This is a genomic window from Vibrio sp. 99K-1, assembly GCF_013114585.1.
Classification (GTDB): domain Bacteria; phylum Pseudomonadota; class Gammaproteobacteria; order Enterobacterales; family Vibrionaceae; genus Vibrio; species Vibrio chagasii_B.
In genome coordinates this window covers 22,880-35,381 of the sequence record NZ_VTXF01000015.1, presented here as the reverse complement: position 1 = coordinate 35,381, position 12,502 = coordinate 22,880, and the positions used below count along the sequence as shown (strand labels likewise).

Genomic DNA, 12,502 nt, shown 5'->3' with positions numbered 1-12,502 from the left:
CCGGGAGCAAGATTACTCCCGGAGGTTAAGTCAAAAGAATTTAGATTTAAACCCTCGGGATGACAGAGTCTTCCGAGGGTTTTTTAGTTTTAGCGCTTTTAAATAATCAATAAATTCAAATATTTGCACAGGGATACAGCAATGCAGACACAACGCCTAAGAATCGCAATTCAAAAGAAAGGTCGCTTAAGTAAAGAGTGCCAAGACCTACTAAAAAAATGTGGTGTTAAATTTAACATCATGGGTGAGCGCCTAGTGGTTCATTCACTAAATATGCCAATTGACCTGCTATTAGTTCGTGATGACGACATCCCAGGTCTTATCATGGACGGTGTGGTTGACCTTGGTTTTATCGGTGAAAATGAGCTTGAAGAAGTTCGTCTAGATCGCCTTGCTCTTAAAGAGCCAGCAGAGTTCGAAACACTACGTCGTCTAGATTTCGGTGGCTGCCGTTTATCTATCGCAATTAACAAAGATGAAGAGTACAACGGCCCACAAGATCTAGCGGGCAAGCGTATTGCAACAACCTACCCACAACTACTTAAAGCCTACATGGACGAGCAGGGTGTTGATTTCAGCACTTGTATGCTAACAGGCTCGGTTGAAGTAGCTCCTCGCGCTGGCCTTGCTGACGCAATCGCGGACTTGGTTTCTACTGGTGCGACGCTAGAAGCAAACGGCCTAAAAGAAGCGGAAGTGATTTTCCAATCTAAAGCGACCTTGATTCAACGTACTGGTGAATTCGACGCAGACAAAACAGCATTGATTGAAAAACTACTGACTCGTATGCAGGGTGTTCAACAAGCGAAAGAGTCGAAGTACATCATGCTACACGCGCCAACGTCTCAGCTGGAGCAAATCAAAGCACTACTGCCTGGTGCTGAAGATCCAACGGTTCTGCCACTGTCAACGGACAAAGATAAAGTTGCTGTTCACCTAGTAAGTACAGAGAACTTGTTCTGGGAAACGATGGAACAGCTGAAAGAGTTGGGCGCTAGCTCGATTCTAGTACTACCAATCGAAAAAATGATGGGGTAATGACGATGAGAACCGTTGTTTGGCAATCTTTAAGTGAGTCACAGCAAGACTCGGTATTAGAGCGTCCCGCTATTACTGAAGGTGCAAACATCACAGCGACAGTTTCTGATGTTATTGCAAAAGTACGAAATGAGGGTGATGCCGCGCTTAAAGAACTGACTGAGAAGTTTGACCGCGTGACTCCAAAATCAATTCGAGTGAGCTCGGATGAGATTGAAGAAGCGAGCGCTCGTTTAACTCCAGAAATGAAGCAGGCGTTAGAACAAGCTTACAGCAATATTGCTAAGTTCCATGAAGCTCAGAAACCTCAGCCAATTAAGGTTGAGACGCAACCAGGTGTTGTGTGTGAGCAAGTGACACGTGCAATTAACACGGTTGGTCTGTACATCCCGGGTGGCAGTGCGCCGCTTCCGTCAACGGTTCTTATGTTAGGTGTTCCCGCTCAAATCGCAGGTTGTCGTAAGGTTGTGCTTTGTTCGCCTCCACCAATCGCTGACGAAATTTTGTACGTCGCTAAGCTTTGTAAGATCGATGAGGTTTACAACGTTGGTGGTGGTCAAGCGGTTGCTGCGATGGCTTACGGTACGGAAAGCGTTGCTAAAGTCGATAAGATTTTCGGCCCAGGTAATGCCTTCGTAACTGAAGCGAAACGCCAAGTGAGCAACGACTTCCGTGGCGCGGCGATTGATATGCCAGCAGGCCCATCAGAAGTGTTAGTGATTGCTGATGAAACGGCAGACGCAGACTTCATTGCGGCTGACTTGTTGAGCCAAGCGGAGCACGGACCTGACTCGCAAGTGGTGTTGGTAACACCATCGCCATTGATTGCAGATCAAGTAACCGAAGCCGTTCAAAAACAATTGAAAGAACTGTCTCGTGCGAGTATCGCTCAGCAAGCGTTGGCATCAAGCCTAATTATCATTGCTGAATCTATCACTCAAGCGATTGCTATTTCGAACTTCTACGGTCCTGAACACTTGATCGTTCAAACCAAGAATCCACGAGAATTGCTGCCATTGCTAGATAATGCAGGCTCTATTTTCCTTGGTGACTGGTCTCCAGAATCTGCAGGTGATTATGCCTCTGGTACTAACCACGTATTGCCGACCTACGGTTACACAAAGACGTATTCTAGCCTTGGTTTAGCCGATTTCTCTAAACGTATGACGGTGCAAGAACTGACAGCCGATGGCTTAAAAGGTCTAGCTCCGACTGTAGTAACAATGGCGGAAGCCGAAGGCTTGGATGCACACAAACGCGCTGTGACCATCCGAGTTGAAAAGTTAAACCAAGCAAAATAAGGGCAGGGCATGGAAAAGTTAGCGAGAAAACAAGTTCAGGCTCTTACACCTTACTTGTCTGCAAGACGCATTGGCGGCACGGGTGACGTTTGGTTAAACGCCAACGAATCCCCATTCGATAACGAGTACAACGTAAGCTTGTCTCGTCTTAATCGCTACAGCGAATGTCAGCCTAAAGAGTTGATTGATGCTTATGCTCAATATGCAGGTGTGAAATCAGATCAAACTCTGACAACACGTGGTGCCGATGAAGGTATTGAACTGCTGATTCGTGCTTTTTGTGAGCCGAACGAAGACGCTATTCTTTACTGCCCACCAACCTATGGTATGTACGCGATTAGCGCTGAGACGATTGGTGTTGAGCGCAAAGTTGTACCTCTAACTGCTGAATGGCAACTCGATCTTCCAGCGATTGAAGCTCAGTTAGACAACGTGAAAGTGGTGTTTGTTTGTAGCCCAAATAACCCGACTGGTAATTTGGTTGAACGTAAAGACATCATCAAGTTACTTGAGATGACTCAAGACAAAGCGATTGTGGTGATGGATGAAGCGTACATCGACTTCTGCCCAGAAGCGTCAACCGTTGATTTACTTGAGCAATACCCGAATCTAGCGATTCTGCGTACCTTGTCTAAAGCTTTTGCATTGGCTGGACTACGCTGTGGCTTTACGCTGGCGAACCAAGAGCTTATCGATGTATTGTTGAAAGTGATTGCGCCATATCCAGTGCCAATCCCTGTTGCGGATATCGCGGTTCAAGCACTTTCAGAACAAGGTCTTGCAAGAGCAAAGTTTCAGGTTTTGGACTTGAGCGCTAACCGAGCATACTTACAGGCAGGCCTAATGGGGATGCCTAACGTTACGGTATTTGATGGTTGGGGTAACTACCTTTTGGTTAAATTCCCGAACGGTGACGAATTGTTTAAAGCGGCATGGGACAGTGGCATTATCTTACGTAATTCGCCAATTGAAGACTGTGTTCGAATTAGTATTGGTAACCGCGAAGAGTGCGAAAAGACACTTGGATTCATTCGTAACTTTTATCAGTAACGAAAGGCTTGCCAGTAATAACATTTGTTAGCCTTTATTCGATGAATAATAGGCTGACAAATGAAATCAATATTTTGGGTTAGCGTTTGATTTTTGCTAGGCCACCAGATTTAAAATTAAAAGGAAGTTCAAGTGAGTAAACAACAGAAAATACTTTTTATAGACCGCGATGGCACCTTAATTGTTGAGCCGCCAGTAGATTTCCAAGTAGACCGTTTAGACAAACTAAAATTTGAACCGCTAGTGATTCCTAGCCTACTTGCATTGCAAGATGCTGGTTACCGTCTAGTGATGGTAACTAACCAAGATGGCCTTGGTACTGATAGCTACCCACAAGAAGATTTCGATGCGCCACACAATATGATGATGGATTTGTTCGAATCTCAAGGCGTAAAGTTTGATGACGTGCTTATTTGCCCTCACTTTGACGAAGACAATTGCTCTTGCCGTAAGCCTAAGCTAGGCATGGTTAAAGAATATCTACAGGGCGGTAAAGTCGACTTCCAACACTCTGTTGTGATTGGCGATCGAGTAACGGATCTTCAACTTGCAGAGAACATGGCAATCCGCGGTATTCAATATGGCCCAGATGCTGAAACGGAAGGCACGCTAAACTGGCCACAAATTGTAAAAGACCTGACGGTTAACGCTCGTGTTGCTGAAGTGGTTCGTACCACCAAAGAAACTGACATCAAGGTAGCGGTAAACCTTGATGAAACCGGTGGCAACAAGATCGATACAGGTATGGGTTTCTTTGACCACATGCTTGATCAAATCGCGACACACGGTGGTTTCCAAATGAACCTGACCGTGAAAGGCGACCTGCACATTGATGATCACCACACAGTAGAAGACACAGCACTTGCGTTAGGCCAAGCTCTGAAAGACGCGCTAGGTGACAAACGTGGCATTGGCCGCTTTGGCTTTAGCCTGCCAATGGATGAGTGTTTCGCTCAGTGTGCGCTAGACCTCTCTGGCCGTCCATACCTGAAGTTCGATGCTAAATTTAGCCGTGAGCAAGTGGGTGACCTTTCAACGGAAATGGTGGTTCACTTCTTCCGCTCATTAACTGACACGCTAGCTTGTACGCTGCACCTTTCTTCTGCTGGCAACAATGATCACCACATCATTGAAAGCCTATTCAAAGCGTTTGGTCGTACACTTCGCCAAGCAATTAAAGTTGAAGGTACTGAGTTACCGAGCAGCAAAGGCGTCCTGTAAGGAATGGGTATGAAAGAGCAGAAAGTCGTCATTATTGATACTGGTTGTGCCAATGTTTCATCGGTGAAGTTCGCCATTGAACGTTTGGGCTATGCGGTTGAAATTTCAAAAGAGCCAGAAGTGGTTCTTGCAGCTGACAAGTTATTCCTACCCGGTGTAGGCACAGCAAGTGAAGCGATGAAAAACCTACAAGAACGTGACCTTGTCGCTCTTGTAAAGCAAGTAGAGAAGCCTCTACTTGGCATTTGTTTAGGTATGCAGCTTCTTGGTAAATTGTCTCAAGAGAAAGGCCAAAAGGCTGACGAGCTAGTTGAATGTCTAGGCTTGTGCGAGGGTGAGGTTCGTTTACTGGATACGGGCGATTTACCACTGCCACACATGGGCTGGAATACCGTCACAGCAACACCGAATCACCCTCTATTTAAAGACATTGAAGAAGGCGAGTACTTTTACTTCGTTCACAGCTTCGCAATGCCAGTAGGTGACTACACCATCGCACAGTGTGATTACGGTAATCCGTTTACCGCAGCGGTGCAAAGCGGTAACTATTATGGTGTTCAGTTCCACCCAGAACGTTCATCAAAAGCTGGTTCTAAGCTGATTCAGAATTTCTTGGAATTGTAATAAGGATTAGGCAGCGGCTAACGTTGCCATATAAGGAATGTAAATGATTATTCCCGCATTAGATTTAATTGAAGGCCAAGTAGTTCGCTTATTCCAAGGGGATTACGGGCAAGTGACAGAATACAAAGTAGACCCAGCAGAGCAGTTCAATCTATATCACCAAGCTGGTGCTGGCTGGCTGCATCTTGTTGATTTAACAGGCGCAAAAGACACCACTGCTCGCCAGTTAGACCTGATCGCGAAGCTACTTGATGGTACGCCGGCTAATATTCAAATTGGTGGTGGTGTACGTAATGAGCAAGATGTGATTGACCTACTTGAAGCCGGTGCACAACGTGTTGTTGTTGGTTCAACAGCAGTGAAGCAGCCTGAGCTTGTTAAAGGTTGGATGGAAAAGTACGGAGCTGAAAAAATTGTTCTTGCTTTGGACATCAACATTGACGAAAACGGCACTCGCAAAGTGGCGATTTCAGGTTGGCAGGAAGATTCAGGCGTGACCATTGAAGCGTTGATTGAAGATTACCTAACCGTTGGTCTTAAGCACGTGCTGTGTACTGATATCTCTCGTGATGGCACGCTAGAAGGATCAAACGTAGAGCTTTACGTGGATCTTTGTAAGCAGTACCCGCAGGTTCAATTCCAATCATCAGGCGGCATTGGCAGCCTAGCGGACATCGAAGCTCTAAAAGGTAGCGGTGTGGCTGGTGTGATTGTGGGGCGTGCGCTACTTGATGGCAAGTTCACCGCAGAGGAGGCGTTTGCATGTTGGCAAAGCGAATAATCCCTTGTTTGGATGTCCGTGACGGACAAGTGGTAAAGGGCGTTCAGTTCCGTAACCACGAAATCATTGGCGACATCGTTCCGCTAGCACAGCGCTACGCAGAAGAGGGCGCGGATGAATTAGTATTTTACGATATCACGGCATCAAGTGATGGCCGTGTTGTCGACAAGAGTTGGGTAAAGCGTGTCGCTGAAGTGATCGATATTCCTTTCTGTGTAGCTGGTGGTATTAAATCAGCAGAAGATGCAGCGCGCATTCTAGAGTTTGGAGCTGATAAAGTATCCATCAACTCGCCAGCACTGGCTAATCCACAACTGATCACTGATCTTGCTGATAAGTTCGGCGTGCAGTGTATCGTTGTTGGTATCGATTCATACTTCGATAAAGAGACCGGTAAGTATCAGGTTTACCAATTCACAGGCGATGAAGCGCGTACCAAAGCAACCAAATGGGAAACCAAAGATTGGGTGCAGGAAGTACAAAAGCGTGGCGCAGGTGAAATCGTACTAAACATGATGAACCAAGATGGTGTTCGCAACGGTTACGACCTTGAGCAGCTCAACATGGTGCGTGAAGTGTGTAACGTGCCTCTGATTGCTTCGGGTGGCGCAGGTGCAATGGAGCACTTTGCTGAAGCTTATAACAAAACCAATGTGGATGGAGCGCTCGCTGCTTCAGTATTCCATAAACAAGTCATCAATATTGGTGAATTAAAGCAGTATCTAAAACAACAAAGTGTAGAGGTGCGTCTATGAGTTTTGCAGCGACAGAAGTAAATACGCTAGCTGAACGTATCAATTGGGATAAAGTCGACGGTCTCGTTCCTGCGATTGTACAAGATTTCCAATCAAGCCAAGTGCTGATGATGGGTTACATGAACCAAGATGCGCTAGCTAAGACGGGCGAAACAGGTCAAGTGACTTTCTTCTCTCGTACTAAAGAGCGCCTTTGGACCAAGGGTGAGACTTCAGGAAATGTTCTGCAACTGGTGAACATGTCACTTGATTGCGACAACGATACGTTGTTGGTTAAAGTTAATCCAATTGGCCCAACATGCCACTTGGGTACAACAACATGTTGGGATTCTGACCCACAAGAAGAGTCTCAGATGGTGTGGCTTCATCAACTTGAGCAGCTACTGGCTGCCCGCAAGGACGCAGATCCTGAGTCTTCTTACACTGCCAGTTTATATGCCCGTGGCACCAAGCGTATATCGCAAAAAGTGGGCGAAGAAGGCGTTGAAGTCGCGCTTGCGGCGACGTCGGGCGATAAGGCGGAATTAGTGTGTGAATCTGCGGATTTGATTTACCACCTAATGGTTCTTCTTCAAGACCAAGGTCTATCAATGAACGACGTAGTTAATAAACTTAAAGAGCGCCATAAGTAATCTATCTTTAGGATACATCTAGATAAGTAAAGCCCCGTAAACATTGCGTTTACGGGGCTTTTTAGTGTCAATCTATGAGTCGAGTTCTTTGTCTTTATGTCTCGTCACTCCAAGGAGCCTTAGCGACATCAGGAATCTCTTCTGTTAATCTGACTTCCTAGTTGCGCGAGTTACCCGCAGCACTTCTTGTACTTCTTACCACTACCACAAATACATGGGTCATTACGGCCGATCTTGAAGCTTTCAACCGTTTGGTTTAGGCGAGGATCTATCTCGGGCTCTGGTTGGCTTTGTTCTGGGAACTCACCATCGATATAGAACCAAAGGCCGTTTTCACGAACAAAACGAGAGCGTTCTTGCATACAGTATTGTGCGCCGTCTTCATTGAAATAAGCTTTAAACTCAACAAAGCCCTCGTTTTCGTGAGAACCTTTCGCGGTATCGATAACCTCTAGCCCCGCCCAATCACTGTCGATTGATTCAGCAATCCCTTCTCTTTGAGACTCAGCATCACAGCTAGGATGATAGGTAGCAACCACATAATCGACCAATCCTAAAACATGCGCGGAATAACGAGAGCGCATCAACTGCTCTGGCGTTTCTACTGAGCTGTGATCAAGGTGTGCTGATTCACAGCACTTTGGGTAAGTATTGTTGCTACCACATGGGCATAAAGACATGGTCAAATCCTGTAAAAATGGCCTCTGAGTAAGAGGCCATAAATGAATGCGTTGGAGTTTAACAAGAAACTAAAGCTCACCAAAGTGTAGTTTTAATTTAAGTAGATTCGTGATGTTTAGGCGGGAGCTAATAAATCTTGAGCCCAAGCCGTCGCCTCATCATAGGCAAGGCCGAGTTGAGCCTCGCTGAGTTTGAGGAGATTGCGAATACGAGTTGCTTCATCCCATCGAGCTTGCTCATAAGCGACCACCATGGCTAAGACCGCGCCTAATACACCTTTGCGTAGTATTAGTGCTTGTTTTATCTCTTCGTCAATTGGTACTGAATCCAGCACTTGCTTTAACGGTTGATCAAACAATGAATCCAATAACGAGAACATACCGGTTAAGAAAGCTTGTCCGGGCTCAACCTTCACGTTCATCTTTTCGACTAGCAGTTCGCATTGACGAGCGCGAATCACCGCTAAGCCATAAAGTGAATCTGGTTTGTCTTCTTTCGCCGATGCTATCGCTACGAGAGATACAAATTTACGCAGTTTCTGCTCGCCTAAATAAACCAGTGCTTGGCGGAACGAGCGGATGGTGGTTGCTGAACCACCTGCTGAGTTTACGTAGGTTAGTAGCTTATAGGAAAGCGTCACGTCTAACGTGATCAGTCGTTCTACTTCACCAAAATCGATAGGATCGTTGGCTATCTCTTTCAGTAGCTGGACGATGGTCAGAAAAGCGGGGTTGAGAGCGCGAGTCTGGATCATTTCAGGTTTGCTGAAGAAATACCCTTGGAAGTAACTGAAACCGGCTTTGTTTGCTTGCTGATATTCCTCGTAAGTCTCTACTTTCTCGGCAAGAAACTTGATATCCAGCCCTTGCATAGAGCTCATAAATATTGAGGCTTTTTCGATAGATATCAGACGGATGTCGAATTTGATAATCGATACGTAAGGTAAGAAGCGCTTCCACGCCTTACTTGGAACAAAGTCATCCAGAGCGATGGTGTAGCCCGCATCATAGATAGTCTTAATTGCTTCAAGTAACTCATCGGTCGGTTCGCAGTCTTCAAGAACCTCAACGACTAAACTTTCTTTGGGGAACAGAGTCGGGACTAAGTTGATCAGGCTTGCATAGGGGAAATTAACGAAACCCAGCTTATCACCCAATGTATTGTAGTGGGTCGATAAGAAATGGTCAGATAGCAAACGGCTTGTAGCGAGCTCCGGTTCTACTTCAGGGAAAGTGTTCTTAGGACCATCCCTGAATAGCAACTCGTAACCTATGGTTTTCTTATCTGCATCGAGTATGGGTTGACGCGCTACGTATGAATATTTCAACTTGGTACTGTGTTCGGTTTATTTCTGATAGAGAGATAATAGCTAATTTGCTAGAAATTACCATACACAATCGAAGAAACTCTGACCCACTATAACAATCAAACTGAAAGTTTAAGACTGTTGTTGAAAGCTGTTGCTAAACGCTCGATTCTGTAGTTCAAAACTTTGTGGAGTAAAGACCAGCACGGAACCTTGTGTATACCAATCACCAAGTACGATACGTGTTTTAGTGCAATTGTTAGCATCAAAAGTATGGACGTTCGGCCGATGTGTATGACCGTGGATCATAAGGTCGACATTATTTTTCGCCATCACGTTTTCGACCTCTTGCTGTGTCACGTCCATGATGTCCAAAGATTTGGTCTGTTTGTCATCTTTAATATCTGACTGAACCTTAGAGACGATCTTCTTTTTAATGAAGAATGGGATTCTGTTGAAGATCCACTGTAGCCAAGGTTGATGGACTTTTTCACGGAAGGCGAGGTATTTGACATCTTCAGTACATAGAGTGTCGCCATGCAGTACCACGGCTTTTTGTCCGTAGATATCGATAGTTGTCACTTCGTCTAGAAGCTGCACACCAGTCTGTTTTGCAAATCTTTTACCGACCAAAAAGTCACGGTTACCTTGCGTGAAGTAACAGGGTACGCCTGTTTTCACCAAATCGATAAAAGCTTGGCGAATAGAAGTCGCGAACTCACTCTTGTCGTCGTCACCAATCCAGAACTCGAAAAGGTCGCCTAACACGTAGAGTGCATCGGCTTCTACCGCTTCATTTTTCATGAAGGTTAGGAAGCAGTCCGTGATGTCTTGTCGTGACGGAGCAAGGTGCAGGTCTGAGATAAAATATGTTTTCATACAGTTTGAAAAAAAGGGAGCGAGTGCTCCCTTGTCCTAATTATTGATGTATCAATGCTGAATACGAATCGAAGGCTAAATTAAGCTTCGATTGTTGTACCAGTGATGATCACTTCTTCTAGTGGTACGTCTTGGTGCATACCCATAGAACCAGTGCTAACACCTTTGATCTTGTTTACTACGTCCATGCCTTCTACAACTTCTGCGAATACACAGTAACCCCAACCGTCTAGGCTTTCGCTACGGAAGTTAAGGAAAGAGTTGTCGTTTACGTTGATGAAGAACTGAGAGCTCGCTGAATGTGGTTCCATAGTACGAGCCATAGCTAGCGTACCAACTTTGTTCGCTAGGCCGTTATTTGCTTCGTTCTTGATAGTTGCGCGAGTCGCTTTTTCTTTAAGGCCAGAAGTCATACCGCCGCCTTGAATCATGAAACCATCGATAACACGGTGGAATAGTGTGTTGTCGTAGAAACCGTCACGGCAATACTGTAGGAAGTTTGCGCTTGTTTCTGGTGCTTTTTCTTCGTTTAGTTGAACTTTGATGTCACCAAAATTTGTGTGAAGGATGATCATGATTGTTACCTTACTGTATTTTTAATATGAAAGGCGATTCTAGCCTAGTTTGATTGAGTTTCAAAATACGAAATCGTCAATAGATAACAAGGAGTTTAGCCGATTTGGTGGTGAAAGGTATTACCTATTAAGGTATGACTTGTTATACTGCGGGCTTATTTTGATTAATCCATAAAATAGTTAGAGATCATGCTAAAGATATATAACACGCTCACAAGACAGAAAGAGGAATTCAAACCAATTACAGCTGGCAAAGTCGGCATGTATGTCTGTGGGGTAACCATATACGATCTCTGTCATATTGGTCATGGCCGTACGTTCGTTTCTTTCGACGTTGTGACTCGCTACCTGCGTTACTTAGGTTACGACCTAACGTTCGTTCGTAACATCACAGACATCGACGACAAAATCATTAAGCGTGCGAACGAAAACGGTGAGTCTTGCGATTCTCTGACTGAGCGCCTAATTGGTGAAATGCATGCAGACTTCGATGCGTTGAACATGAAGCGTCCAGACGTTGAGCCTCGTGCAACGGAATTCATTACTGAAATCATTGAGCTTGTAGAAAAGCTGATTGAACGTGGTTTTGCTTATGTTGCAAGCAACGGCGACGTAATGTTCGAAGTTAAGAAGTTCGAAGAATACGGCAAGCTTTCCAAGCAAGACCTCGATCAGCTTCAAGCTGGCGCTCGTGTTGACGTAGAGTCTGCAAAACGTAGCCCGCTAGATTTCGTTGTTTGGAAGATGTCTAAGCCAGGTGAACCAACATGGGAATCCCCATGGGGTCCTGGTCGTCCAGGCTGGCACATTGAATGTTCAGCAATGAACTCGTCTATTCTGGGTAACCACTTCGATATCCACGGTGGCGGCTCAGATCTACAATTCCCACACCACGAGAACGAAATCGCGCAATCTTGCTGTGCACATGGTACTGACTATGTAAACACATGGATGCACAGTGGCATGGTGATGGTAGACAGAGAAAAAATGTCTAAGTCACTAGGTAACTTCTTCACTATCCGTGATGTGCTAGCACACTACGATGCTGAAACAGTGCGTTACTTCCTAATGTCTGGTCACTACCGTAGCCAACTGAACTACAGTGAAGACAACCTAAACCAAGCTCGCGCATCGCTAGAGCGTCTATACACGTCACTTCGTGGCCTAGACCTTACTGCTGCACCTGCTGGTGGTGAAGAGTACGTAACTCGTTTCTCTACAGCAATGAACGATGACTTCAATACGCCAGAAGCATACTCAGTGCTGTTTGAAATGGCTCGTGAAATCAACCGTATCAAGACAGAAAGCATTGAAAAGGCGAGTGGACTTGGTGCGTTGATGCGTGAACTAGCGGACATCATCGGTATTCTTCACCAAGATCCAGAAGCATTCCTACAAGGTGATGCAGCGGGTAATGATGACGAAGTGGCTGAAATCGAAGCTCTGATCAAACTGCGTAACGACTCTCGTGCTTCAAAAGATTGGGCAAATGCCGATCTTGCTCGTGATAAGTTAAACAAGTTAGGCATCGTTCTGGAAGACGGCCCAGAAGGTACGACTTGGCGTCGTAAGTAATCTTATAAAAAAGGGCTGATTTTCAGCCCTTTTTTCTAGCAAAAATTCTCGAATTTCACCTTTTCTATATTCAACTTTATTAGA

13 protein-coding genes and 1 other annotated feature (1 of these 14 only partly in view) are annotated in these 12,502 nt (G+C 45.3%); of the genes, 9 read left to right on the top strand and 4 right to left on the bottom strand.

The window, feature by feature from the left end; genetic code table 11:
• Positions 1-88 (top strand) — a sequence feature (His leader region) (it extends 49 nt beyond the left edge of the window).
• Between the two features lie 53 nt (positions 89-141).
• From hisG to hisIE, 8 genes are all read left to right on the top strand, one after another.
• Positions 142-1,038, top strand: a complete 897-nt coding sequence (gene hisG, locus F0228_RS13135) for an ATP phosphoribosyltransferase (protein ID WP_061031761.1) — start codon at positions 142-144, stop codon at positions 1,036-1,038.
• Positions 1,038-2,339 (top strand): histidinol dehydrogenase, encoded by a 1,302-nt coding sequence (hisD, locus tag F0228_RS13130; protein ID WP_105059270.1) that lies wholly within the window; start codon positions 1,038-1,040, stop codon positions 2,337-2,339. Before hisG ends, hisD begins: the two co-directional genes overlap by 1 nt.
• A gap of 9 nt (positions 2,340-2,348) precedes the next feature.
• Entirely contained in the window at positions 2,349-3,389 is a 1,041-nt protein-coding gene (gene hisC / locus F0228_RS13125) for a histidinol-phosphate transaminase (protein WP_061031759.1), read from the top strand.
• A 132-nt stretch (positions 3,390-3,521) separates the two neighbouring features.
• Entirely contained in the window at positions 3,522-4,610 is a 1,089-nt protein-coding gene (gene hisB / locus F0228_RS13120; RefSeq protein ID WP_105059271.1) for a bifunctional histidinol-phosphatase/imidazoleglycerol-phosphate dehydratase HisB, read from the top strand.
• 9 nt (positions 4,611-4,619) lie between these two features.
• Positions 4,620-5,234, top strand: coding sequence for an imidazole glycerol phosphate synthase subunit HisH (gene hisH, locus F0228_RS13115; protein WP_105059272.1), 615 nt, complete (start codon positions 4,620-4,622; stop codon positions 5,232-5,234).
• Between the two features lie 43 nt (positions 5,235-5,277).
• Positions 5,278-6,015, top strand: a complete 738-nt coding sequence (gene hisA, locus F0228_RS13110) for a 1-(5-phosphoribosyl)-5-[(5-phosphoribosylamino)methylideneamino]imidazole-4-carboxamide isomerase (RefSeq protein ID WP_171730156.1) — start codon at positions 5,278-5,280, stop codon at positions 6,013-6,015.
• Positions 5,997-6,770 carry an imidazole glycerol phosphate synthase subunit HisF gene (gene hisF / locus F0228_RS13105; RefSeq protein WP_105059273.1) on the top strand — a complete coding sequence of 258 codons (774 nt, stop codon included), beginning with the start codon at positions 5,997-5,999 and terminating at the stop codon, positions 6,768-6,770. Before hisA ends, hisF begins: the two co-directional genes overlap by 19 nt.
• On the top strand, positions 6,767-7,402 hold the full coding sequence (hisIE, locus tag F0228_RS13100) for a bifunctional phosphoribosyl-AMP cyclohydrolase/phosphoribosyl-ATP diphosphatase HisIE (protein ID WP_008223543.1): 636 nt from the start codon (positions 6,767-6,769) through the stop codon (positions 7,400-7,402). Before hisF ends, hisIE begins: the two co-directional genes overlap by 4 nt.
• 170 nt (positions 7,403-7,572) lie before the next feature.
• On the opposite strand, the gene F0228_RS13095 is transcribed toward hisIE, so the two are convergent.
• From F0228_RS13095 to F0228_RS13080, 4 genes are all read right to left on the bottom strand, one after another.
• Positions 7,573-8,082, bottom strand: a complete 510-nt coding sequence (locus F0228_RS13095) for a YchJ family protein (RefSeq protein ID WP_105059274.1) — start codon at positions 8,080-8,082, stop codon at positions 7,573-7,575.
• Positions 8,083-8,198: 116 nt separating this feature from the next.
• The gene (locus F0228_RS13090) at positions 8,199-9,410 is read right to left on the bottom strand and encodes an EAL domain-containing protein (RefSeq protein ID WP_061031754.1); all 1,212 of its coding nucleotides are present in this window, start codon (positions 9,408-9,410) and stop codon (positions 8,199-8,201) included.
• Positions 9,411-9,521: 111 nt separating this feature from the next.
• Complete coding sequence (lpxH, locus tag F0228_RS13085) at positions 9,522-10,268, bottom strand: UDP-2,3-diacylglucosamine diphosphatase (protein ID WP_105059275.1); 747 nt, start codon at positions 10,266-10,268, stop codon at positions 9,522-9,524.
• Positions 10,269-10,348: 80 nt separating this feature from the next.
• Entirely contained in the window at positions 10,349-10,843 is a 495-nt protein-coding gene (locus F0228_RS13080) for a peptidylprolyl isomerase (RefSeq protein ID WP_004742032.1), read from the bottom strand.
• A gap of 189 nt (positions 10,844-11,032) precedes the next feature.
• Between F0228_RS13080 and cysS the strand changes: the two genes are divergently transcribed.
• Positions 11,033-12,418 (top strand): cysteine--tRNA ligase, encoded by a 1,386-nt coding sequence (gene cysS / locus F0228_RS13075; protein WP_171762297.1) that lies wholly within the window; start codon positions 11,033-11,035, stop codon positions 12,416-12,418.
• The last annotated feature ends 84 nt before the right edge of the window (positions 12,419-12,502 follow it).